This is a genomic window from Streptomyces sparsogenes subsp. cuspidosporus, from assembly GCF_039532705.1.
Classification (GTDB): Bacteria; Actinomycetota; Actinomycetes; order Streptomycetales; family Streptomycetaceae; genus Streptomyces; species Streptomyces sparsogenes.
Window position 1 is genome coordinate 1 of the sequence record NZ_BAAASD010000071.1, and the last position, 26622, is coordinate 26622.

Genomic DNA, 26622 nt, shown 5'->3' on the forward strand with positions numbered 1-26622 from the left:
CGGTCATTCCGGTGGTGTCGAACGTGACCGGTGCGGTGGCCGATGCGGGTGAGTTGTGCAGTGTGGAGTACTGGGTGCGGCACGCGCGGGAGGCGGTGCGCTTCGCCGACGGCGTGGAATGCCTGGTCGACCGTGGAGTGACGGAGTTCGTGGAGGTGGGACCGGACGCCGTGCTGAGCGGCCTGGTGCAGGGGCGCGGTGAGGGAGTGGTGGCGATCCCGGCGGTGCGCGGGAGCCAGGGCGAGGTGGACTCCTTCGTCCAGGCGCTGGCGCGGCTGCATACGCGCGGTGTGCCGGTGACCTGGCCGACCCTGCGTCCCGGCCCCCGGGTCGAGCTGCCCACCTACGCCTTCCACCGACAGCGCTACTGGCTGGACGAGCCCCCCGCGACCGACGGCGAGCACACCCCGGAGGTCGACCGGGCCTTCTGGTCCGCCGTGGAGGGCGAGAACATGGACGTACTGGCGCGCACCCTGGGAGTCGAGGAGGACGACCGGCAGGCGCCGCTGCGGGAGGTCCTGCCGATCCTCGCCGACTGGCGCCGCCGCTCCAGGGAGCGCTCCGGACTCGGCGAGCTGTGCTACGACGTGCACTGGCGACCGCTCGCGGAGCCGACCGATCAGCCGGTCGGCACCTGGCTCCTGATCACCGCCGGCGGCCCGGCCGCCGCCGAGTGGGGCGCCGCGCTGGAACGGCAGGGCCTCGACCTGGTGTTCGTGGACGTGTCCGCCGACATCGCCGGCCTCGCGCGCGGCGCGGGCCCCGACGCGCTCACCGAGCGGCTGCGCGCGGCACTCCCGGACACACCCGTGCGCGGCGTGCTGTCACTCCTGGCGCTCGCCGGGGACGAGGACCCCGCCGCGCCCCTGGCCGCCACCCACGCTCTGGTACGCGCCCTGGGCGAACTGGAGGTGGCGGCGCCCCTGTGGTGCCTGACCCGGGGCGCGGTCGCCGTCACCGGCGGCGAGGAGATCCGGCCGGCCCAGGCGCAGGTGTGGGGCCTCGGCCGGGTGGCGGCGCTGGAGCATCCGGAGCGCTGGGGCGGCCTGGTCGACCTGCCGGAGGAGCTCGGGGCGCGGGACGCCGAACGGCTGGCCGCCGTCCTCGCCGGGGCCACCGGCGAGGATCAGGTGGCGCTGCGCCCGGCCGGGTTGCTGGCCCGGCGGCTGCGGCGGGCGCCACTGGCGGCCACGGCGGGCGGCACGGGCTGGACCCCGCGCGGCGCCGTCCTGGTCACCGGCGGCACCGGGGCACTGGGCGCCCATGTGGCCCGCTGGCTGGCGCGCGAGGGCGCCGAGCACCTGGTGCTGACCAGCCGCCGGGGCCCGCTGGCCCCGGAGGCGGCGGCCCTCGAGGCCGAACTGACCGGCCTGGGCGCCCGGGTGACCATCGCCGCCTGCGATGTCGCGGACCGGGGCGCGCTGGACGCGCTGCTCGACAAGCTCGCCGCCGACGGCGTCCGCGTCAGGGCGGTCATGCACACCGCGGGCGTCGCCCAGTCCAGCCGCATCGACGAGACCGGCCCGGACGACGTGGCCGCCATCAGCGCGGGCAAGGTCGCCGGCGCGCGCCACCTGGACGCGGCCTTCGCCGGGGCCGAGCTGGACGCGTTCGTGCTGTTCTCCTCCACCGCCGGGATCTGGGGCGGCGCGGGGCAGGGCGCCTACGCGGCCGCCAACGCCTACCTCGACGCCCTGGCCGAACGGCGCAGGACACGCGGCGCCGTCGCCACATCGGTGGCCTGGGGCCCGTGGAGCGAGGGCGGCATGGCGGCCCGGGACGACGCCGAGGCGCACCTGCGGCGGCGCGGCGTACGGGCGCTGGCCCCGGACACCGCGCTGACCCTGCTGCGGCACGCGATCGACCAGCGGGTGGTCCGTCTGACCGTGGCCGACGTCGACTGGGAGAGGTTCGCCCTGTCGTACACCTCGGCCCGGCCCAGCACCCTGCTGTCCGACATCCCCGAGGCGCGGCGGGCGCAGGAGCCCTCCGAACCGGACCGGGAGGGCGCCGACGAGCTGTCCCGGCGGCTGGCCGGGCTCTCCGGCGCCGAGCGGCAGCAGGTGCTGACCGACCTGGTGCGGCGGCACGCGGCCGCCGTGCTCGGGCACACCGGGATCGCGGCGGTCGAGGCCGACAAGCCGTTCCGGGACGTGGGCTTCGACTCGCTGGCGGCGGTCGAGTTCCGCAACCGGCTGACCGAGGCCACCGGGCTGGGGCTGTCCGCCACCTCGATCTTCGACTACCCCACCCCGCGCGAACTCGCGGAACACCTGCGCTCCGAGCTGGGCGGGGACGAGCTGTCCGAGAAGGCGCTGCTCGCCGAGATCGACCGGCTGGAGGGCAGGCTCGCCACGGTCGCGGCCCAGGCGGCGCCCCCGGCGGACGCGCTGGCCCGGCTGACGGCCCTGGTCGACCGGTGGTCCGCACCGGCGCCCGGCGAGGGGGCGACCGAGCGCCTCCATTCCGCGACGCGCGACGAGATCTTCGACTTCATCGACAACGAGCTCGGCCTGTGAACGCCGGCAGTCCGGGAAGCACGAGCGGGCCGACGAGCACCAGCGGGCCGACCGGCACGAGCGGCGAGCGGCGAGGCGCGAGGCGGGGAGACACACGAATGGGATCCACCATGGACGAGGACAAGACGCTCGACTACCTCAAGCGGGTCACCGCCGACCTGCAGAAGGTCCGCGGCCGGCTGCGTGAGGTGGAGTACGCCGAGCGGGAGCCGATCGCCATCGTGGGGATGGGCTGCCGGTTCCCCGGCGGCGTCGGCTCCCCCGAGGAGCTGTGGGAGCTGCTGGTCCAAGGCGCCGACGGCATCACCGGGTTTCCCCGGGACCGAGGGTGGGACCTGGCCGCGCTCTTCGACGGCGGCCCCGGCCGGGAGCCCGGCTCGGCCACCCGCGCCGGCGGATTCCTGCCCGACGCCGCCGAGTTCGACGCCGAGTTCTTCGGCATCTCGCCGCGCGAGGCGCTGGCCATGGACCCGCAGCAGCGGCTGCTCCTCGAGACCTCCTGGGAGGCCGTGGAGCGGGCCGGGCTCGACGCAGGCGCCCTGCGCGGCAGCAGGACCGGGGTGTTCGTCGGCACCAACGGCCAGGACTACGCCACCTTGATGCTCGGGAACAGCCGGTCGGAGCTGGCCGGCCACATGGGCATCGGCAACGCCGCCAGCGTCGCCTCCGGCCGGATCGCCTACACCTTCGGCCTGGAGGGCCCCGCCCTCACCGTCGACACGGCCTGCGCGTCCTCCTTGGTCGCGCTGCACCTGGCCGCCCACGCGCTGCGCACGGACGAGTGCGCGATGGCGCTGGTCGGCGGTGTGACGATCATGGCGACCCCCAGCATGTTCACCGAGTTCACCAAGCAGCAGGGCCTCGCCCCCGACGGCCGCTGCAAGGCGTTCGCCGCCGGCGCCGACGGCACCGCCTGGGGCGAGGGCGTCGGCGTACTGCTCGTCGAGCGGCTCTCGGACGCGCACCGCCACGGCCACCGCGTGCTGGCCGTCCTCCGCGGCTCCGCCGTCAACCAGGACGGCGCCTCCAACGGCCTCACCGCGCCCAACGGCCCCTCCCAGCAGCGGGTCATCCGCCAGGCACTCGGCAACGCCCGGCTGTCGGCCGCCGAGGTGGACGTCGTCGAGGCCCACGGCACCGGCACCACCCTCGGCGACCCCATCGAGGCCCAGGCCCTGCTCGCCACCTACGGCCAGGGGCGGCCCGCCGGCCGCCCGCTGCTGCTCGGCTCGGTGAAGTCCAACATCGGCCACACCGCGGCGGCCGCGGGCGTGGCGAGCGTCATCAAGGCGGTGCTCGCCCTCCAGCACGGCGTCGTACCGCCCACCCTGCACGTGGACGAGCCCACCCCCCACGTGGACTGGAACGCGGGGGACGTCCGGCTGGTCACCGAGGCCACCGACTGGCCGCGGACCGGGCAGCCACGCCGCGTCGGCGTCTCCGCCTTCGGGGTGAGCGGCACCAACGCCCACGTCATCCTGGAACAGGCGCGGCCCGAGGCCGCCGAGGCCGCCGGGGCCGAGCGGCCGGCCGCCCCCGGCGAGACGCCCCCGACGGGCCCCGCGCCGCTCGCCGGGGACGCCGGCACCCTGCCGTGGGTCGTCTCGGGGCACACCCCCCGCGCGCTGCGCGCACAGGCCGCCCGGCTACGGGAGTTCACCGCCACCGCCGACGCGGACGCCACCGCGATCGGCCGCTCCCTGGCCCTGCACCGCACCCCGCTGCGGCACCGTGCCGTCGTCCTGGCGGGGGAGCGCGGCGGGCTGTCGGCGGGGCTGGACGCCCTCGCGGGGCAGGAGGCGTCCGCGCAGGTGGTGACGGGAGAGGCCGCCTCCGACGCCGCCAAGGTGGTGTTCGTCTTCCCCGGCCAGGGCTCCCAGTGGGCCGGCATGGCCACCGAGCTGATGGCCGCCTCCCCGGTGTTCGCCGAGGCCATGCGGGAGTGCGCCGAGGCGCTGGCGCCCCACCTCGACTGGGACCCGCTCGAACTGCTGCGCAGCGGCGAGAAGCTGGAGCGGGACGACGTCGTCCAGCCCGTGCTGTGGGCGGTGATGGTCTCCCTCGCCCGGCTGTGGCGCTCCCTGGGCGTGGTGCCGGCCGCGGTCGTCGGCCACTCCCAGGGCGAGATCGCCGCCGCCTGCGCGGCCGGAGCGCTGTCGCCGGCCGACGGGGCACGGCTGGTGGCACTGCGCAGCCGGGTGTTCGCCGAGCACCTGTCCGGCAAGGGCGCCATGTACTCGCTCTCCGCACCGCCCGAGCAGGCCGCCGCCCTTCTCCAGGGCCGGGCCGGGGTGTGGATCGCCTCGGTCAACGGCCCCGAGGCCACCGTCGTGGCCGGCGACCTGGACGCACTCGCCGAGGTGACCGCGGAGGCGGAGGCCGCGGGGCTGCGGCCGCGCAAGGTCGGCATCGAGTACGCCTCGCACACCCCGCACACCGAGCGGGTGCGCGAACAGCTCCTCCGGCTGGCGGCACCGGTCACCCCGCGCGCCGGGGACACCCCGCTGTACTCGACCGTCACCGCCGCGCCCCTGCCCGGCGAGGCGCTGGACGCCGAGTACTGGTACCGCAACCTGCGCGAGCCCGTCCGCTTCCAGGAGACCGTTCAGCGCCTCGTGGACGAGGGCCATACCGCCTTCCTGGAGGTCAGTCCGCACCCCGTCCTGATGACCGCGATCCAGGACACGGTCGCCGACCGGCCGGCCGGCACCCCCCGCGTCGCCGTGACGGGCACCCTGCGCAGGAACGACGGCGGCACCCGGCGGCTGCTGACCTCCCTCGCCCAGCTGTGGACCGCCGGCGTCCGCGTCGACTGGCAGGCGGTGTACGGGCCGGACGCCGCCGGCGCCGTCGACCTGCCCACCTACGCCTTCCAACGCCGCCGCTACTGGCTGTCCGCCGACACCGGCGGCGCGGCGGACGTCTCCGCGGCCGGGCTCTCCCTCGTCGGACACCCCCTGCTCGCCGCGGGCGTGGAGGCCGCCGACGGCGACCGCCGCGTACTCACCGGCCGGCTCTCCACCCACACCCACCCCTGGCTCGCCGACCACCAGGTCCTCGGCCGCGTCCTCGTGCCCGGCACCGCACTGCTGGAACTCGCCCTGCGCGCGGGCGAGTACGCCGACTGCGGCCGGGTCGACGAACTGATCCTGGAGAGCCCCCTGGCCCTGCCCGCCGAAGGCCCGGGCGTCGACCTCCAGGTCACCGTCGGCGAGGCCGACGAGACCGGCCGCCGCCAGGTGCGGATCTTCTCCCGCGCCGCCGGCCCCGACGGCACCCAGGAGTGGACCGGACACGCCACCGGCACCCTGGCCACGGAGCCCGCCACCGCGCCCGTGACCCCGCCTGCCGAGGCGGCCGCCTGGCCGCCGGCCGACGCCGTCCCGGTGGCCGTCGAGGGACTGTACGAGCGGCTGACCGAGTGGGGCTACGCCTACGGCCCCGTCTTCCAGGGGCTGCGCGGCCTGTGGCGGCGCGGCGACGAACTGTTCGCCGAGGTGGCGCTGGACGAGCGGGGCGGCACGGACGCCGCCGGGTTCGGCGTGCATCCGGCGCTGGTCGACGCGGCGCTGCACAGCCAGATCGCCACCGCGCTGGACCAGGACAGCGCGGTGGAGCCGAGGCTGCCGTTCTCCTTCGGCGGCGTACGGCTGCACGCCACCGGTGCCACGACCGCCCGCGTCCGGCTCACCCCGAACGGCGCCAACTCCCTCTCCCTGACCATGACCGACCCCACGGGCCTGCCGCTCCTCACCGTCGACGAGCTCACCTCGCGCCCGGTGGCCGCCGGCGACGTCCGGACCCGGCCCCGCGCGGACGCCCTCTTCCGGCTGGACTGGACGGCGCTGCCGCCGGCCGAGGACACCTCGTGCGCCCTGGCCGTCCTCGGCACCGCCGACGACCTTCCGGACGTGGCCCCGGAAGCCGCCCGCTTCCCCCACCTCACCGCGCTCCAGGAGGCCGTGCGCGCCGGAGAGCGGCTGCCTGACGTGGTGCTGCTGCCCGTGCCGGCGGGGCCCGAGGACACCGTGGCCGCCGTCCGCGAGGTGACCGGCGCGGTGCTGGACGTGGTGCGGCGCTGGCTCGCCGCCGAGGAGACCGAACCCGCCTGCCTGGCGGTCGTCACCCGCGGGGGAGCCGCCGCCGCGCCCGGCGACACCGTCGACCCGGTGCACTCCGCGGTCCGTGGCCTGGTGCGCTCGGCCGGCTCGGAGAACCCCGGCAGGATCATCCAGATCGACCTGGACGGCGACGCCCGCTCCGCCGAGCGGCTCCCCGCCGCGGTGGCCGCGACCGTGGCCACCGGCGAGACGGAGAGCGTGGTGCGCGGGGGCTCCTCGCTGGTGCCCCGGCTGGCACGGGTGGCGCCCGCCGACACCCTCGTCCCCCCTGCCGAGGGCGCCTGGAGCCTGGACGTGGACGGCAGCGGCACCCTGGAGGGCCTGCGGCTCGTGCCGTGCCCCCAGGCGCAGGCGCCGCTGACCGATGGCCAGGTGCGGGTGGAGGTCCGCGCCACGGGCGTGAACTTCCGCGATGTGCTGCTCGCCCTCGGCGTCGTCGATGTCGCCGAGTCCTTCACCGAGATGGCCTTCGGCTCCGAGGGCGCCGGCCTCGTCACCGAGGTCGGGCCCGGCGTCACCGGCGTCGCCGTGGGCGACCGCGTCATGGGGCTGCTGTCCGGCTCCTACGCGGGACCGCTGGCCGTCACCGACGCCCGCACCATCGCCCCGATCCCCAGCGGCTGGTCGTTCGCCCAGGCAGCCGCCGTACCGACGGTGTTCCTGACCGCCTACTACGCGCTGCGGGACCTGGCCCGCGTCCAGGAGGGCGAGTCGCTGCTGGTGCACGCCGCCGCCGGGGGCGTCGGCATGGCCGCCGTCCAGCTCGCCCGCCACTGGGGCGTCCAGGTGTACGCCACCGCCAGTGAGCCCAAGTGGCCGGTGGTGCGGGCCTCCGGCGTCCCCGCCGAACGGCTGGCCTCCTCCCGCACCCTGGACTTCGCCGACACCTTCCGCGCGGCGAGCGGCGGCCGCGGCGTCGACGTCGTCCTGAACTGCCTGGCCAGGGAGTTCACCGACGCCTCCCTCGATCTGCTGGTCCCCCAGGGCCGTTTCATCGAGATGGGCAAGACCGACATCCGCGACCCGGAAGCCGTCGCCGCCTCCTGGCCCGGCACCTTCTACCGCTCCTTCGACCTGGGCGAGGCGGGCCCGGACCGGATCGGCGAGATGCTCACCCACCTCGCCCGGCTGTTCGAGGAGGGCGTGCTCACCCCGCTGCCGGTGACCACCTGGGACGTCCGGCGGGCGCCCGAGGCCTTCCGCCACCTCAGCCAGGCCAAGCACATCGGCAAGGTCGCCCTCACCGTCCCCTCGGCGTCGTTGGCCGGAACGGTGCTGGTGACCGGCGGCACCGGCGCCCTCGGCGGTGCCGTCGCCCGGCACCTGGCCCAGCGCCACGGCGTCACCTCCCTGGTGCTCACCAGCCGCCGCGGCCCCGACGCGCCCGGCGCGGCGGAACTGGTGGCCGAGCTGGCCGGACTCGGCGCCACCGCCCGCGTCGTGGCCTGCGACGCCGCCGAACGCGAGCAACTCGCCCGGCTGCTGGACGACCTCCCGGACCTGCGGGGGGTGGTGCACACGGCGGGCGTGATCGACGACGGGGTGCTCACGGCGCTCACCCCCGAGCGGCTCGACACGGTCCTGCGCCCCAAGGCCGACGCCGCCTGGCACCTGCACGAACTGACCCGCGACAAGGACCTCGCGCTGTTCGCGCTGTTCTCCTCCGCGGCAGGCGTGTTCGGCGCCCCCGGACAGGCCAACTACGCGGCGGCCAACGCCTTCCTCGACGGCCTCGCACACCACCGCCGCCGCCTCGGACTGCCCGCCCAGTCGCTGTCCTGGGGCGTGTGGGCCGAAACCAGCGGGATCACCGGCGACCTGGACAGGACCGACCTCGACCGGATGGCCCGCGGCGGCGTACGCCCCCTGCCCACCGCCGAGGCACTCGCCCTCTTCGACGCCGCCACCGGGGACAACCACACCCACACCGTCCCCGTACGGCTGGACCCCGCCCGGTTCACCGGCACCGTCCCGCCCCTGCTGCGCGGCCTGGTCAAATCCCCCGCCAAGCCCGCCGCAACCGGCCGCGCCACCCCCGCGGCAGGCGGCACCGGCGGCGGGCTGACCGAGCGCCTGGCACAGCTGTCGCCGCGCGAGTGCGAGGAACTGCTCACCGAAGAAGTGCGCCGGCAGGCCGCGGTCGTGCTCGGCCACGACGACATCGAAACCGTGGGCGCCGACCGGCCGTTCAAGACCCTCGGCTTCGACTCGCTCACCACCGTCGAACTGCGCAACCGGCTCAACTCCGCCACCGGGCTGCGGCTCCCGGTCACGCTCGTCTTCGACCACCCCACGCCCGCCGCGGTGGCCGCACACCTCAAGCAGCGGCTGCTCCCGGAGATCGACGCCGCCGAACTCGCCGCGAACCAGCTCGGCACCCTGGAGACCCTGCTCGCCGAGATCGCCGAGGACGACCCGAGGCGCGCCAACCTCACCGTACGGCTGCGCGCCGTGCTGTCGAAGTGGACGGCGGGCGAACCCGCGGCCGCCGAGGTCGACCTCGACTCGGCCACGGACGCGGAGCTGTTCGAGCTCGTGGACAACAAGCCATGGTCCAGCTGACCGGCGGGCGGGCGACCCCGCCGGCCATGTGACCCCACCCGCTGACCGCACCCGCTGACCGCACCTGTTGGACCGGAAGAGGAACGGATGTCGAACGAGCAGAAGCTCCGCGAGTACCTCAAGCAGGCGGTCGCCGACGCCCGCGACTCCTACGCACGGCTGCGCGCCGTCGAGGAGGCCGCCCGTGAGCCGCTCGCCGTCATCGGCATGAGCTGCCGCTTCCCCGGCGGGGTGCGGACCCCGGAAGACCTCTGGGAGCTGGTCGCCGAGGGACGCGTGGGCATCGCGGACTTCCCCGCCGACCGCGGATGGGACCTGGCCTCCCTCTACGACCCGGAGGGGCTGCGCCCGAGCAGCTCGTACATCCGCAAGGGCGGGTTCATCGACGCCGCCGCCGATTTCGACGCCGAGTTCTTCGAGATCTCGCCGCGCGAGGCCCTCGCCATGGACCCGCAGCAGCGGGTGCTGCTGGAGGCCTCCTGGGAGGCGTTCGAGCGGGCCGGGATCGACCCCGGCACGCTGCGCGGCGAGAGCGCGGGGGTCTTCGTCGGCGGCGTCCTGTCCGGCTACGGCTCGAACGTGGGCGGCACCCAGGACAGCGAGGGCTACCTGCTGACCGGCAACGCCTCCAGCGTCTTCTCCGGGCGCCTCTCCTACACCTACGGGTTCGAGGGCCCCGCCGTCACCGTCGACACGGCCTGCTCCTCCTCGCTGACCGCGCTGCACCTCGCGGCCCAGTCGCTGCGCGCCAAGGAGAGCTCCCTGGCGCTGGTGGGCGGCGTGATGGTGATGTCCACACCGGCCGCGTTCACCGAGTTCAGCAAGCAGCGCGGGCTCTCCCAGGACGGGCTGTGCAAGGCGTTCGCCGCCGGTGCCGACGGCACCGCCTGGGGCGAGGGCGTCGGAGTACTGCTCGTCGAGCGGCTGTCGGACGCGCGCCGCCATGGCCACCGGGTGCTGGCCCTCCTCCGCGGCTCCGCCGTCAACCAGGACGGCGCTTCCAATGGTTTGACGGCGCCCAATGGGCCGTCTCAGCAGCGGGTCATCCGTCAGGCGTTGGCCAACGCGGGGCTCGCTCCGTCGGATGTCGATGTGGTGGAGGCGCACGGGACCGGGACGACCCTGGGGGATCCGATCGAGGCGCAGGCGCTGCTGGCCACTTATGGTCAGGACCGGGCCGGTGGGCGGCCGGTGCTGTTGGGTTCGGTGAAGTCGAACATCGGTCACACCCAGGCGGCGGCCGGTATCGCGGGGGTGATCAAGACGGTGCTCGCCCTGCGCCACGGCGTGGTGCCGCCCACCCTTCACGTGGACGAGCCCACCCCGCACGTCGACTGGTCGGCGGGCGCGGTGGAGCTGGTCACCGAGGCCACCGCCTGGCCGCGGACCGGCCGGCCGCGGCGGGCCGCCGTCTCCTCGTTCGGCATCAGCGGCACCAACGCGCACGTCATCCTCGAGCAGGCCCCCGAACCGCAGGAGCCCGACGTCGACGCACCGCCCGCCGGCAGCGCGGGAACCACGGGGGGCGCGGCGGCGCCGGTGCTCACCGGTGGCGTGCCGCCCTGGCCGCTGTCCGCCAAGAACGAGGCCGCGCTGCGCGACCAGGCCGCCCGGCTGTGTCTCTTCCTCGACGAAGCCGACGAAGCCGACGAAGCCGATGAAGCCGACGACGCCGTCGCCGCCGCCCTGGTCCGCACCCGCGCCGCCTTCACCCACCGGGCCGTCCTCCTCGGCGACGAGCGCACCGGGCCGCTGGCGGCGCTCGCCGACGGCACGGCCGACGCGCCCGGTGTGGTGCGGGGCACCGCACGCCCCGGCGCCAAGGTCGCGTTCGTCTTCCCGGGGCAGGGTGCCCAGCGGCTCGGCATGGCCACCGGGCTCCTGGAGTCCTCGCCCCTCTTCGCCGCGGCCATGCGCGAGTGCGCCGACGCGCTGGCGCCGCACGTGGACTGGGAGTTGCTCGACGCGCTCGGCGACGAGCAGGCCCTCCAGCGCGTCGATGTGGTGCAGCCGGCGCTGTGGGCCGTCATGGTCTCCCTGGCCCGGGTGTGGCAGGCCGCGGGGCTGACCCCCGACGTGGTGGCGGGCCACTCACAGGGCGAGATCGCCGCCGCGTGTGTCGCCGGTGTCCTCTCCCTGGAGGACGGGGCGCGCCTGGTCGCGCTGCGCAGCCGGGCCATCGCCGAGGACCTCGCGGGGCAGGGCGGTATGGTCTCCCTCGCCGCCTCCGCCGAGCGCACCGCCGAACTCCTGGGCGAGCGCGACGGGGTCTGGGTGGCCGCCGTCAACGGCCCCGAGGCCACCGTGATCGCCGGTGCCCCCGAGGCGCTCGCCGAGGTGTCCGCGGCCGCCGAGGCCGTGGGCGTCCGCGCCCGCACCATCCCGGTCGACTACGCCTCGCACACCCCGCACGTCGAAGCCATCCGCGGCCGGCTGCTGGAGCTGGCCGAGACCGTCGCACCGCGCGCGGGCTCCGTACCCATGCACTCGTCGGTGACCGTGGCCCCGCTCGGCGAGACGGAGGCCGACGCACAGTACTGGTACCGCAACCTGCGCCGGCCCGTGCGGTTCGCCGAGACGGTCACCGCGCTGCTCGACCGGGGCATCGACACCTTCGTCGAGATCAGCCCGCACCCGGTGCTCGTCCCGGCCATCGAGGACCTGGCGGCCGCCGCGGGCCGCGAGGAGGTGGTGGTCTCCGGTACCCTCCGCCGCGACCAGGACGAGAGCGCCGCGCTGATCCGCGCGGCGGCCACCCTGTGGACCCGCGGCGCCGGCATCTCCTGGGACACCTTCCTGGGCAGCGCGGCCGCCACCGCCTCCCTCGCCGAGCTGGCCCGGGCGGCCGAGCTGCCGACGTACCCGTTCCAGCGGCGGCGCTACTGGCTGGAAGGGCCGGCCCTCACCGGCGACCCCTCCGGCATCGGGCTCGACCCCGTCGCCCACCCGCTGCTCGCCGCCGCCACGCGCCCCGCCGAGTCCGGCGACGTGGTCCTCACCGGTCGGCTGTCCCTGTCGACCCACCCCTGGCTGGCCGACCACGCCGTGCTGGACACCGTGCTGCTGCCGGGGACCGCCTTCGTGGAACTCGCGCTCGCCGCCGGCCGGGAGACCGGCTGCGGCCAACTGCGGGAGCTCACCCTCGAGCGGCCCCTCACCTTCACCGCGGAAACCGGCGTCACCGTCCAGATCCAGGTCGCCGAGGCCGACGGGACCGGCAGCCGGACCGTCACCATCCACTCCCGGGCCGGCACGGTCGACCAGGAGGAGCCCGCCGAGTGGATCCGACACGCCACCGCCACCCTGACCGCCGAGGAAGCGCCCGAGGACCCGGCGGAGTTCGCCGCGCTCCAGGGCGTCTGGCCGCCGTCCGGCGCCACCCCCGTCGAGGTGGGCGACTACTACGAGGCCCTGTTCGAGCGCGGCTACGAGTACGGCCCCGCCTTCCAGGGGCTGCGGTCCGTCTGGCGGCGCGGTGACGAGGTGTTCGCCGAGGTGGCCCTGGCCCAGGAGACGCCCGCCGACGACTTCCTCGTCCACCCGGCACTCCTCGACTCCGCGCTCCACGCCATGGGCCTCGGCGGACTGTTCGGCGACGAGGGGGCGGTACGCCTTCCGTTCGCCTGGTCCGGCGTGCGGACCTGGACCGACGGCGCCACCTCACTGCGCGTCCGGCTGACCGCGGCCGGCGAGGACGGCGTACGGCTGCGCGCCGCGGACGCCACCGGCAGGCCCGTCGCCGCCGTGGACGAGTTGGTGCTGCGGCCGCTGTCCGCCGCCGACCTGCGCGCGGCCCCCACCCGGTCGCTGTACGTGCCGCGCTGGGACGCCTGGCGGCCCCCGACCGGCGCGGCCCCCGCCGCACCGCGTACGGCGGTGTGGCGCCCGGGCACCCCGCTCGCCGATGTGCTCGCCGGGGAACCCGAGGTGGTGCTGTTCGACTGCACGGCCCAGGACCTGCCGGACGGCCTCGATGTGCCGGCCGCGGCCCACGCCCTGACCCGGACCGCGCTGGCCCGGGTGCGGGAATGGCTCGCCCAGGAGCCGCCCGCACAGGCGCGGCTCGCCGTGCTGACCCGCGGCGCCGTCGGCGCCACGCCCGGTGAGCGGCCCGACCCGGCCCAGGCGGCGGTGCGGGGTCTGTTGCGTTCGGCCCAGTCGGAGCATCCGGATCGTTTTCTGCTGGTGGACACCGACGGTGACCCCGCCGAGGTGCCCGGCACCGTCCTGGCCGCGGCCGTGGCCGCGGGCGAGCCGGAGGTCACCCTGCGTGGCGACACCGTGCTCGTCCCGCTGCTGGTTCGTCCTGATGCTGGTGTGGTGTCGGGTGGTGGGGTGTCGTGGTCGGGTGTGGGTGCGGTGTTGGTGACGGGTGGTACGGGTGTGGTGGGTGCTGCGGTGGCGCGGCATGTGGTGGTGGCGTATGGGGTGCGGGATGTGGTGTTGGTGAGTCGGCGGGGTGAGAAGGCGCCGGGGGCCGCTGGTGTGGTGGCGGGGTTGGAGGGGTTGGGTGCTCGGGTGCGGGTGGTGGCGTGTGATGTGGGGGATCGGGGTGCGGTGGAGGGGTTGTTGGCGGGGTTGCCTGAGGTGCGTGGGGTGGTGCATGCGGCGGGTGCGGTGGATGACGGTGTTGTGACGGGGTTGAGCGAGGAGCGGTTGGGGTCGGTGTTGCGTCCGAAGGTGGATGGTGCGTGGCATTTGCATGAGGTGACGCGGGATCGTGGGGTGGAGTTGTTTGTGTTGTTCTCGTCGGCTGCGGGGGTGTTCGGGTCTCCGGGGCAGGCGAATTACGCGGCGGCGAATGTGTTCCTGGACGCGTTGGCGGTGCGGCGGCGGGCCGAGGGTTTGCCGGCGCAGTCGTTGTCGTGGGGGTTGTGGGAGGAGACCAGCGAACTGACCGCCACCCTCGACGAGGCCGACAAGGCCCGGCTCGGCCGCGGCGGCCTGCTGACCCTCGGCACCGAGGAAGGGCTCGCCCTCTTCGACCACGCGCTGGCGCTCGACGTTCCGCATGCGGTCCCCGTACGGCTCGACCTGACCCGCGCCCGCGCCGAAGGGCAGCGGCCGCACCCGTTGCTGCGCGCCCTGGTGCGTACGCCCGCGCGCCGCGCCACCGGCACCCCGGCCGGCCGCGGCTGGCGGGCCGAGTACGAGGCGACGCCCGAGGCGGACCGCGAGAACCTGCTCGTCGAACTCGTCCGGGCCCAAGCCGCCGCCGTACTCGGGCACTCCGGCGCCGACGCGGTCCCCGTCGAGCGCGGTTTCAAGGACCTCGGCTTCGACTCCCTGACCGCGGTGGAACTGCGCAACCGGCTCAACGAGCTCACCGGCACCCGGCTGCCCGCCACCCTGGTGTTCGACTACCCGACGCCGGGCGCGCTCGGCGCCCATCTGCACCGGCTGCTGTCCGGCGACACCGCGCGCCACACTGCCGTGGCCCGGGTCGTGCGGGACGACGAGCCCATCGCCATCGTCGGCATGAGCTGCCGCTTCCCCGGCCGCATCGACTCCCCCGAGAAGCTGTGGCAACTGCTCGCCGACGGCGGCGAGGGCATCGGCGACTTCCCCACGGACCGCGACTGGGCCCTCGACTCGTTCTTCGACCCCACGGGGGAGCGCCCCGGCAGCTCGCTGGTGGACCAGGGCGGCTTCCTGCACGATGCCGCCGACTTCGACGCCGCCTTCTTCGGGATCTCCCCCCGCGAGGCCGTGACCATGGACCCGCAGCACCGGATGCTGCTGGAGCTGTCCTGGGAGGCCATCGAGCGGGCCGGCATCGACCCGACGCGGCTGCGCGGCAGCAGGACCGGCGTGTTCTCCGGCCTGATGTACCACGAGTACGCCGCCCGGCTGCGCTCCGTCCCCGAGGACGTCGCCGGATTCCTCAGCAACGGCAACGCCGGCAGCGTGGCCACCGGACGGGTCGCCTACACCCTCGGCCTGGAGGGCCCGGCCGTGACCGTGGACACGGCCTGCTCCTCCTCCCTGGTCGCGCTGGACATGGCCGTCAGCGCGCTGCAGCGCGCCGACTGCGATCTGGCGCTCGCCGGCGGCGTCACCGTGATGGCCACCCCGACGATCTTCGCGGAGTTCACCCGGCAGCGCGGCCTGGCGCACGACGGCCGCTGCAAGGCCTTCTCCGCCGAGGCGGACGGCATGGGTGTCGCCGAGGGCGCCGGCATGGTCCTCGTCGAGCGGCTGTCGGACGCGCGCCGCAACGGCCACCGGGTCCTCGCCGTCATCAAGGGTTCGGCGGTCAACCAGGACGGGGCTTCGAATGGTTTGACGGCGCCCAATGGGCCGTCTCAGCAGCGGGTCATCCGTCAGGCGTTGGCCAACGCGGGGCTCGCTCCGTCGGATGTCGATGTGGTGGAGGCGCACGGGACCGGGACCACTCTGGGGGATCCGATCGAGGCGCAGGCGCTGCTGGCCACTTATGGTCAGGACCGGGCCGGTGGGCGGCCGGTGCTGTTGGGGTCGGTGAAGTCGAACATCGGTCACACCCAGGCGGCGGCCGGCATCGCGGGGGTGATCAAGACGGTGCTCGCCCTGTGCCACGGCACCGTGCCCCGGACCCTGCACGCCGAGCGGCCCAGCGAACACATCGACTGGTCGGCGGGCGCGGTGGAACTGGCCACCGAGCCCGTCCCCTGGCCGCGGACCGACCGGCCGCGGCGGGCCGCCGTCTCCTCGTTCGGCATCAGCGGCACCAACGCACACGTCATCCTCGAACAGGCCCCCGAGCCCGAGGCGGCCGAGCAGGCCGGGGAGCGGAGCCGCCCTGAGCCCGTGGTCACCGCGGCCGAGGGCGCCGTACTGCCCTGGCTCCTCTCGGCCAAGTCCGCCGCCGCGCTGCGCGGCCAGGCCGAGCGGCTGCGCGCACTCGCCACCACCGGCACCGACCCCCTGGCGACGGCCACCGCGCTCATCGAGACGCGCACCGCCTTCGACGAGCGCGCCGTCGTCCTCGCCACCGACCCCCCTGGTTTCGCCGAAGGACTCACCGCCCTGACCCGCCGCGAGCCCGAGGCACCGGGGCTGGTCCGTGGAGCCGTGCGCCCCGGCGCCACCGTGGCCTTCGTCTTCCCCGGCCAGGGCGCGCAGTGGACCGGCATGGCACGCGGGCTCATGGAGTCCTCACCGGTGTTCGCCACCTGGATGCGGCGCTGTGCCGAAGAGCTGTCGGCACACGCCGACTGGAAGCTGCTCGACGTGCTGGGCGACGCGCAGGCCCTGGAGCGCGTCGATGTGGTGCAGCCCGCGCTGTGGGCCGTGATGGTCTCCCTGGCCAAGGTCTGGCAGCACATCGGCATCACCCCGTCCGTGGTCGTCGGCCACTCGCAGGGCGAGATCGCGGCCGCCTGCGTGGCCGGCGCCCTGTCGCTGGCCGACGGCGCCCGGCTGGTGGCGCTGCGCAGCCGGGTCATCGCCGAAGAGCTCGCCGGACGCGGCGGCATGGCCTCGCTGACCGTGCCCGCCGACGAGGCCCAGGCCCTCATCGACCGCTACACCCACCCCACGGGCGACGCGGACCCCGCCGCCCGGGTGGTCGTCGCCGCGGTCAACGGGCCCGGCGCCGTCGTCGTCGCCGGTGACGAGGGACCGCTGCGGCAGCTCCTCGACGGCTGCGCGGCCGACGGGATCCGCGCCCGCCGCATCCCCGTCACCTACCCCTCCCACGCGCCCCAGGTCGAACTCATCAAGGACCGGCTGCTCAAGGAGCTCGGCGACATCGACTCCGCGCCGCCGCAGCTGACCTGGCACTCCACGGTGACCGGGGAGCCGGTGGAGGCGGCCCGGGCCGACGCCGAGTACTGGTACCACAACCTGCGCCGGCCGGTGCGGTTCGCCGAGGTCGTCGCCGACCTCATGGCGCGCGGCGTCGACACCTTCATCGAGGTCAGCCCGCACCCGGTGACCACCGCGGCCCTCGAGGACGCCGCCCTGGAGGCGGGCGGGCGGGAGGTCGTCGTCAGCGGCACGCTGCGCCGCGACGAGGACGAGCGCACGGCCCTGCTGCGTTCCGCCGCCACCCTGTGGACCCGCGGCCTCGGCGTGGACTGGGCCGCGCTGGTGCCCGCCGCGGACCCGGCGGCCGACGCCGTCGAACTGCCGACCTACGCCTTCCAGCGGGAGCGCTACTGGCTGGACGCGCCGCACGGCTCGGCGGACCCGGCCAGTGTCGGCCTCGAGGCGACCGGTCACCCGGTGCTCGCCGCGGCGGTCGTCCCGGCGGGAACCGACACCGTGCTGTTCAGCGGCAGGCTCAACGCCCCGGCCCCGTCCTCGCCCGCCGAACACACCGTGCTGGACACCCCCGTCCTGCCCGGCGCCGCCGTGCTCGACTGGGCGCTGTACGCCGCGGACCGGCTCGGCCTGCCCCGGGTCGCGGAGCTGGAGCAGCACGAGCCGCTGCTCCTCGCCCCCGACGGCGCCCTGGCGATCCAGGTGATGGCCGACGCTCCCGACGCCGCCGGGCGCCGCCGGCTCACCGTTCACGCCCGGCCCGACGGCGACCCCACCGCGGAGTGGACCCCGCACGCCACCGCCGTACTCGCCCCCGCGCCTGCCGCCCCCGACGCCCCCGACGCCCCCGACGCACCCGACGCCCCCGACGCGACGTACGCACGGCTCGCGGGAGCCTGGCCGCCGGCCGATGCCACGCCGGTGGACACGGCCGGGCTCTACGGGCGGCTCTTCGCCGCCGGACAGCAGGTGGGCGCCGCCCTGCAAGGGCTGCGCGCGGCCTGGCGCGGCGGCGACGAGATCTACGCCGAGGTGGAACTGCCCGACCACGCCGTCGAGGGCCTCACGGCGCGCGCCGCGCTGCTGGAGTCGGTGTGCCACGCCTGGCGCCTCACCGACCCCGCCGGCCTCGGCGGGCCGGGCACCGCCGAACCCCTGCAGCCCACCGCCTGGCAGGGCGTGCACCTCTGGGCCGCCGGAACGGACCCGGCAGTCGGCGCGGACCCGGCCGACGGCCCCCGGACCGTACGGGCCCTGCTGTCCCCGGCCGGCGACGGAGCCGTACGGGTACGTGCCACCGACGCGGACGGCACCCCGCTGCTCGGCGCAGAACGCGTCGAACTGCGCCCGGTCACCGCGGCCCGGCTCCGCTCCGCCGGCGCCACCGCGGCCCGCTCGCTGTACGAGGTGCGCTGGGAGCGCCGAGAGCTCCCCGAACCCGCCGCGGCGGTGCCGTCGTTCCTGTGGGACGGCACGAGGCCGGCGACGGAGGTCGAGACCGCCGTCGCCGACGGCGCACGGTGGGTGCTGCTGGACGCCTCCGCCCTGCCCGCCCCCGGGCAGCGGGAGCCCGGCGGCGCGCAACTTCCGGAACTGGTCCGCGAAGCGGTGACCACCGCGCTCGCGCGCGCCCAGGAATGGCTGGCGAGCGAGCCCCTGGCCGAAGCGCGGCTGGCCGTGATCACCCGCGGCGGTGTCGCCGTGGCGGACACCGACACCGTGGACCTGACCCAGGCGGCGGTGCGGGGTCTGTTGCGTTCGGCCCAGTCGGAGCATCCGGATCGTTTTGTGCTGGTGGACACCGACGGTGACCCCGCCGAGGTGCCCGGCACCGTCCTGGCCGCGGCCGTGGCCGCCGACGAGCCGGAGATCGCCGTGCGCGGCGGGGAGGCGTACGTACCCCGGCTGGCGCTGGTTCGTCCTGATGCTGGTGTGGTGTCGGGTGGTGGGGTGTCGTGGTCGGGTGTGGGTGCGGTGTTGGTGACGGGTGGTACGGGTGTGGTGGGTGCTGCGGTGGCGCGGCATGTGGTGGTGGCGTATGGGGTGCGGGATGTGGTGTTGGTGAGTCGGCGGGGTGAGAAGGCGCCGGGGGCCGCTGGTGTGGTGGCGGGGTTGGAGGGGTTGGGTGCTCGGGTGCGGGTGGTGGCGTGTGATGTGGGGGATCGGGGTGCGGTGGAGGGGTTGTTGGCGGGGTTGCCTGAGGTGCGTGGGGTGGTGCATGCGGCGGGTGCGGTGGATGACGGTGTGGTGACGGGGTTGAGTGAGGAGCGGTTGGGGTCGGTGTTGCGTCCGAAGGTGGATGGTGCGTGGCATTTGCATGAGGTGACGCGGGATCGTGGGGTGGAGTTGTTTGTGTTGTTCTCGTCGGCTGCGGGGGTGTTCGGGTCTCCGGGGCAGGCGAATTACGCGGCGGCGAATGTGTTCCTGGACGCGTTGGCGGTGCGGCGGCGGGCCGAGGGTTTGCCGGCGCAGTCGTTGTCGTGGGGGTTGTGGGAGGAGACCAGCGAACTGACCGCCACCCTCGACGAGGCCGAGCTGCGCCGCATGAGCGCGGGCGGCATCCTCCCGTTCACCACCGAGGAAGGACTCGCCCTCTTCGACCGCGCCCTCGCCTCCGGCCTGCCGCACACCGCGCCGGTCCGGCTCGACCGTGCCCGGCTGGCCGGCGACGAACAGCCCCCCGCGCTGCTGCGCGGCCTGGTGCGCGCCGCACCGCGCCCCGCCACGGCGGCGGACAGCCGGACGCTGCGCGACCGGCTGTCCGCACTGCCCCCGGCCGAGCGCACGGAAGCCCTGTTGGAGACGGTGCGCGCCCAGATCGCCGCGGTGCTCAAGTACGAGGCGGCGGACCGGATCTCCGCGACCCGGCCCTTCACGGAGCTCGGCTTCGACTCGCTGACGGCCGTGGAACTCCGCAACCGGCTGGCCCGCATGGCCGCCACCCGGCTGCCCACCACGCTCGTCTTCGACCACCCCACGCCCGAGGCGCTCACCGGCCATCTGCTCGGGATACTGCTGCCCGAGACGGCGGCCGAGGAGTGGGGCAAGGAGGCCGTCGACCGCCTGGAGGCGATGCTCGAGGACGAGCGGGACGCCGCCGAGGTCACCAAGGTGACGGCCCGGCTGGAGACGCTGCTGCTGCGCTGGCGGGAGCGGTCCAGGGCGCTGGCCGGGACCGCCCCCGGCGGCCAGGCCCAGGACACCGGGGTCGACGAGCTGAGCTCGGCGAGCGAGGAAGAGCTTCTCCGCTACATCGACGACGAGATCGGGCTGAGCTGATGCACACACGGCCCACACGCACATCCCGTACGACGAGGGGTTTCGGACATGGCTGACAAAGAGCAGGTCGTCGAGTACCTGAAGCGGGTGACCGCGGACCTCAAGCGCACCAGGGACCGGGTCCGGGACCTGGAGGACGCCGAGCGCGAGCCCATCGCGATCGTGGGCATGGGATGTCGGTTCCCCGGCGGGGCCGACACGCCCGAGGCCTTCTGGGACCTGCTGTACGGCGGAGTCGACGCCATGGGCGACTTCCCCGCCGACCGCGGCTGGCAGCGGCCCGAGGGCGGCCCCCGCCCGCAGGGCGGCTTCCTCGACACGGCCACCGAGTTCGACGCCGGGTTCTTCGGCATCTCCCCGCGCGAGGCCCTGGAAATGGACCCCCAGCAGCGGCTGCTGCTGGAGACCTCCTGGGAGACCTTCGAACGGGCCGGGATCGACGCCACCACCCTGCACGGCAGCCGCACCGGCGTGTTCATCGGCGTCAACGGCGCCGACTACCCCGGCATGCTCAACCAGGCCGGCCACGAGTCCCTCGGCCACCTGCTGACGGGCACCGCCGTCAGCGTCGTCTCCGGCCGCATCGCCTACACCTTCGGTTTCGAGGGCCCCGCCGTGACCGTGGACACGGCCTGCTCCGCCTCCCTCGTGGCGTTGCACCTGGCGGCCCGTGCGCTGCGCTCCGGCGACTGCGCGCTCGCGCTCGTCGGTGGGGTGACGGTGATGTCGACTCCGGGTGTTTTCACGGAGTTCGGTAAGCAGGGTGGGTTGGCTGTGGATGGGCGGTGCAAGGCGTTTGCGGAGGGGGCTGATGGGACTGCGTGGGGTGAGGGGGTGGGGGTGTTGTTGGTGGAGCGGGTGTCGGATGCTCGGCGGTTGGGGCATCGGGTGTTGGCTGTGGTGCGGGGGAGTGCGGTGAATCAGGATGGTGCGTCGAATGGGATGACGGCGCCTCATGGTCCGTCTCAGGTGCGGGTGATTCGTGAGGCGTTGGCGGGTGCTGGTGTGGGTGGGGGTGAGGTGGATGTGGTGGAGGCGCATGGGACGGGTACGGCGTTGGGTGATCCGATCGAGGCGCAGGCGTTGTTGGCGACGTATGGTCGGGATCGGGTGGGTGGTCGTGCGTTGTTGTTGGGGTCGGTGAAGTCGAATATTGGTCATACGCAGGCGGCGGCGGGTGTGGCTGGTGTGATCAAGATGGTGTTGGCGATGCGGCATGGGGTGGTGCCGGCGACGTTGCATGTGGATGAGCCGACGTCGCATGTGGATTGGTCGTCGGGTGGGGTGGAGTTGGTGCGGGAGCGGGTGGTGTGGCCGGGGGAGGGTCGTCCGCGGCGGGCGGGGGTGTCGTCGTTCGGGATCAGTGGGACGAACGCGCATGTGATCCTGGAGGAGGCCCCGCGTGAGGAGGCACCACGGGAGGAGGCACCACGGGAGGAGGCACCACGGGAGGTGGTGCCGGGTGGTGGTGTTGTGCCGTGGGTGTTGTCGGGGAAGTCGGAGTCGGCGTTGCGGGCTCAGGCGGCGCGGTTGCGGGATCATGCGGTGGCGTCGGGTGTGGATGTGGTGGGGACGGCGGTGGCGCTGGCGACGACGCGTACTGCTTTCGAGCACCGGGCGGTCGTGCTGGCCGAGGACGCGGAAGGATACGCGACCGCCCTCGACACCCTGGCGGCCAAGGGCACCACGGGCCGCCACCTCGTCCAGGGCGTGGCACGGCCCGGGGCCAAGACCGCCTTCGTCTTTGCGGGGCAAGGCGCGCAGTGGGCGGGTATGGGACGCGAGTGGTACGAGCGACTGCCGGTGTTCGCGGAGGCGTTCGACGCCGTCTGCGCGGTCGCCGACCCGCGGCTCGACATCCCGCTGGCGGACGTGGTGTTCGCCGGCTCCGCCGGGCACCCCTCGGGCCACGCCGGCCTCGTGCACGAGACCCACTACACCCAGATAGCCCTGTTCGCCGTCGAGGTCGCGCTGTTCCGCACCCTGGAAGCGTGGGGCGTGCGCCCGGATGTCGTCCTCGGCCACTCCATCGGCGAGATCGCCGCCGCCCATGTGGCCGGGGTGCTCTCCCTCGACGACGCGGTCACCCTGGCCGTCGCCCGTGGCGCGCTCATGCGGCGGCTCCCGGACGGCGGTGCCATGCTGGCCCTCGACGCCACTCGTGCCCAGGCCGAGGTATGGCTGCGGGCCCTGCCCGAGCAGCACCGGCGCCGGGTGGCGATAGCCGCGGTCAACGGCCCCTCCGCCGTCGTCGTGTCCGGAGCGGCGGACGCCGTGGACCGGATCGCCGAAACCGCCGGGCAGGCCGGCCGGCGCACCCGCAGGCTCCGGGTCAGCCACGCCTTCCACTCGCCGCTGATGGAGCCGATGCTCGACGAGTTCCGCTCCGTGCTCTCCCGGCTCACCTTCTCCCGCCCGGCCATACCGCTGGTGTCCACGGTCACCGGGGAGCCGGCCGCGGAGGACATCACCTCCCCCGACTACTGGGTGCGGCACGCCCGCGAGGCCGTCCGCTTCCAGGACGCGGTGCGCGCGGTGGAGACGCGAGTGGACGCGTTCCTCGAGATCGGGCCGCACGCCGTCCTCACCCGGCCCCTCGAGGACAGCCTCACCGAGGGGCACTCCACCACCGTGACCGCCGTGGCCCACCGCGAGCGTCCCCAGGTCGCCGGGGTGCTGCGGGCGGTCGGCGCGCTGTGGGCCGGCGGCGCCGCCGTGGACTGGCGCGCAATCCTGCCCGCCGTACCCGCCGGCCCCGACCTGCCCACCTACCCCTTCGAACGACTGCGCTTCTGGCCCCGCGTCTCCCCGCGCGGCGCCGGCGATGTGGCCGCCTCCGGACTCGCCGGGCTCGACCACCCGCTGCTGGGCGCAGCCATCAGCGTGGCCGACGGCGACTCCGCCGGTGGCACGGTGCTCACCGGACGGCTGTCGCTCACCACCCACCCCTGGCTCGCCGACCACGCCGTCGTGGGCGCCGTGCTCCTGCCGGGCACCGCCTTCGTCGAGCTCGCCCTGCGCGCGGGGCAGAACGTCGGCTGCGGCCGGATCCGCGACCTCACCCTGGAGACCCCGCTCGTCCTCAGCCCCGAGGACGCCGTACAGATCCAGGTCGGCGTGGGACCCGCCGACGACGAGGGACACCGCCACGTCGCCGTGCACTCCCGCCCCGAACCTGCCGACGACGGGACCCGCGGCGCCGAGCCGGCATGGACCCGGCACGCCCAGGGCGTGGTCGCCCCGCCCTCCCCGGGTCCGGACGCCGACGACTTCGCCGAGGTCATCGGGGAAGTGTGGCCGCCCCGCGGCGCGGCCCCGATCGACACCGGGGACTTCTACCCCGCACTGGCCGAACAGGGCTACGCCTACGGCCCCACCTTCCAGGGACTGCGCAAGGCCTGGCGGCGCGGCGGCGACTTCTTCGCGGAGGTGGAACTGCCCGAGGGCGCGGCGGACGACGCCGCGGACTTCGGCGTCCACCCCGCCTTGCTGGACGCCGCCCTGCACGGCATCGGGCTCGGCGGGGTGGTCGAGGACACCGAGAGCACCGCGCGGCTGCCGTTCGCCTGGTCCGGCGTGCGGCTGTGGGCGAGCGGCGCCCGCTCCGTCCGCGTCCGGCTGTCGAACGCGGGCACCGCCGCCGTACGCGTCCGGATCGCGGACGCCACCGGCGCCCCCGTCGTCGGCATCGACGAACTCGTGCTGCGGCCCGTATCGGACACCCCCGTGGGCCCGGCGCGAGCCGTGGTGGCGGAGTCGCTGTTCACCGAGGTCTGGGAGCCCCGCCACCCCACGGCGCGGGACACCGCCGCGAGCGAGGCCCCGCCGGTCTGGCGCGCGGACACCTCCCTCGAAGCGCTGGCCGCCGGAGCCGACACCGTGCTCCTGGACTGCACCGAGCCCGCCGGTGCCGAGGCCGGCACCGTCGACCGGGCACGGGACGGCCTCGGCCAGGCCCTGGAACGGATACGCGCGTGGCTGGCGCACGACACCCGGAACCCCGCCCGGCTCACCGTGGTGACCAGGGGCGCCGTCGAGGTGCACTCCTCGGACGGCGCCGACCCGGCCCAGGCCGCGTTGCACGGCCTGGTGCGCTCGGCCCGCTCAGAACACCCCGAGCGGTTCGCGCTGCTCGACCTCGGGCCCGGCCTCGACATCGCCGACGTCCCCTGGCCCGAGGTGTACGCCGCGCTCGCCGACCAGGAGACCGAGATCGCCGTGCGGGGCGGCGATGTCTTCGTGCCGCGTCTGGTGCGCGCCGCGCCCGAGGCCGCGGCCCCCGCCCCGTACTCCGGGCAGGGCACCGTCCTGGTCACCGGCGGCACCGGCGTCATCGGCGCCGCGGTGGCCCGGCACCTGGTCACCGCCCACGGTGTACGGAGCCTGGTCCTCGCCGGGCGGCGCGGCGCCGATGCCCCGGGCGCCGGGGAACTCGCCGCCGAGCTGCGCGAGTCGGGCGCCGACGTACGACTGGTCGCCTGCGACGTGGCACACCGCGCCGCGCTGGCCGAACTCCTCCACTCCCTCCCCGACCTGCGCGGCGTGATCCACGCGGCGGGCGTCCTGGACGACGGCATGGTCACCGCCCAGACCGCCGAGCGCCTGGAGACCGTGCTCCGCCCCAAGGCGGACGCCGCCTGGCACCTCCACGAGCTCACCCGCGAACGGGAGCTCGACCTGTTCGTGCTGTTCTCCTCCGCCGCCGGCGTCTTCGGCTCCCCGGGACAGGCCAACTACGCGGCCGCCAACACCTTCCTGGACGCCCTGGCCAGACACCGCCGCGCCCTCGGGCTGCCCGGCCGCTCCCTGGCGTGGGGCCTGTGGGCCGACCTCAGCGCCATGACCGGCACCCTGAGCGAGACCGACCTGGACCGGCTCGGCCGGGGCGGGCTGCGGGCCCTGACCACCGACGAGGGTCTGGCACTGTTCGACGCCTCGCTCCGGCTGCCCGCGCCCGTCGCCGTCCCCGTACGCCTCGACCTGCGCGGCCAGACCAACCCGCCCGCCCTGCTGCGCTCCCTGGTCGCCCCCTCCCCGCGCCGCGCCGCCACCCCCTCGACGGCCGCCTCGTCGGCCTGGCGCGACCGGCGGCTCGACATGCCGGCGGCGGACCGCTCGGCCGCCCTCGTCGAGCTGGTGCGCGAGCACGTCGCCACCGTGCTGGGCCACGCCACGGCCGAGGCCGTGGCGCCCGACCAGTCCTTCGACGCCCTGGGCTTCGACTCGCTGACCGCTGTCGAACTGCGCAACCGCCTCGTCGAGTCCACCAAGGTGCGGCTGCCCACCACGCTCGTCTTCGACTACCCCACCCCCCGGTCGCTCGCCGCCTTCCTGGACGAGTCCCTGGCGGGCGCCACGGACCGGGGCGCCCCCGCCGAACGGGCCCGGCCCACCGACGGCGAGCCCATCGCCATCGTCGGCATGGCCTGCCGCTACCCCGGAGGTGTCGGCTCCCCCGAAGACCTGTGGGAGCTGGTGGCCGGCGGCCGCGAGGGCATCGGCGGCTTCCCCACCGATCGCGGCTGGGACCTCTCCGCGCTGTACGACCCCGAGCCCGGCCGCACCGGCACCACCTATGTCCGCGAGAGCGGCTTCCTCTACGACGCCGCCGAGTTCGACGCCGGTTTCTTCGGCATCTCGCCGCGCGAGGCCACCACCATGGACCCCCAGCACCGGCTGCTGCTGGAGACCTCCTGGGAGGCCATCGAGCGGGCCGGCATCGACCCGACCCGGCTGCGCGGCAGCCGGACCGGCGTCTACACCGGCCTGATGCACCACGACTACGTGGCACGGCTCCGCGAGGTCCCCGAGGAGATCGCCGGCTATCTCAGCAACGGCACCGCCGGCAGCGTCGCCTCCGGCCGCATCGCCTACACCTTCGGTTTCGAGGGCCCGGCCGTGACGATCGACACCGCCTGCTCCTCCTCCCTGGTCGCCCTGGACATGGCCGTATCCGCACTCCGGCGCGGCGTCTGCGATCTCGCACTGGCCGGTGGGGTGACGGTGATGTCGACTCCGGGTGTTTTCACGGAGTTCGGTAAGCAGGGTGGGTTGGCTGTGGATGGGCGGTGCAAGGCGTTTGCGGAGGGGGCTGATGGGACTGCGTGGGGTGAGGGGGTGGGGGTGTTGTTGGTGGAGCGGGTGTCGGATGCTCGGCGGTTGGGGCATCGGGTGTTGGCTGTGGTGCGGGGGAGTGCGGTGAATCAGGATGGTGCGTCGAATGGGATGACGGCGCCGCATGGTCCGTCTCAGGTGCGGGTGATTCGTGAGGCGTTGGCGGGTGCGGGTCTGTCGGCGGCCGATGTGGACGTGGTGGAGGCGCATGGCACCGGTACCACCCTGGGCGATCCGATCGAGGCTCAGGCTCTGCTCGCCACCTACGGGCAGGAGAGGCA

General features: G+C 75.0%; 3 protein-coding genes and 1 pseudogene. All 4 read left to right on the forward strand.

Going from position 1 to position 26622, the window contains the following annotated elements; translation table 11 throughout:
* On the forward strand, positions 1 to 2519 hold a 2519-nt coding region (locus ABFY07_RS40605), incomplete at its 5' end, for an SDR family NAD(P)-dependent oxidoreductase (RefSeq protein ID WP_346179283.1).
* A 98-nt stretch (positions 2520 to 2617) separates the two neighbouring features.
* Complete coding sequence (locus ABFY07_RS40610; RefSeq protein WP_346179284.1) at positions 2618 to 9202, forward strand: SDR family NAD(P)-dependent oxidoreductase; 6585 nt, start codon at positions 2618 to 2620, stop codon at positions 9200 to 9202.
* Between the two features lie 93 nt (positions 9203 to 9295).
* Positions 9296 to 20227: pseudogene (locus ABFY07_RS40615) on the forward strand (type I polyketide synthase); the annotation flags it as partial.
* Positions 20228 to 20275: 48 nt separating this feature from the next.
* Positions 20276 to 26622: type I polyketide synthase (locus ABFY07_RS40620; protein WP_346179286.1), on the forward strand; the 6347-nt coding region annotated here is incomplete at its 3' end.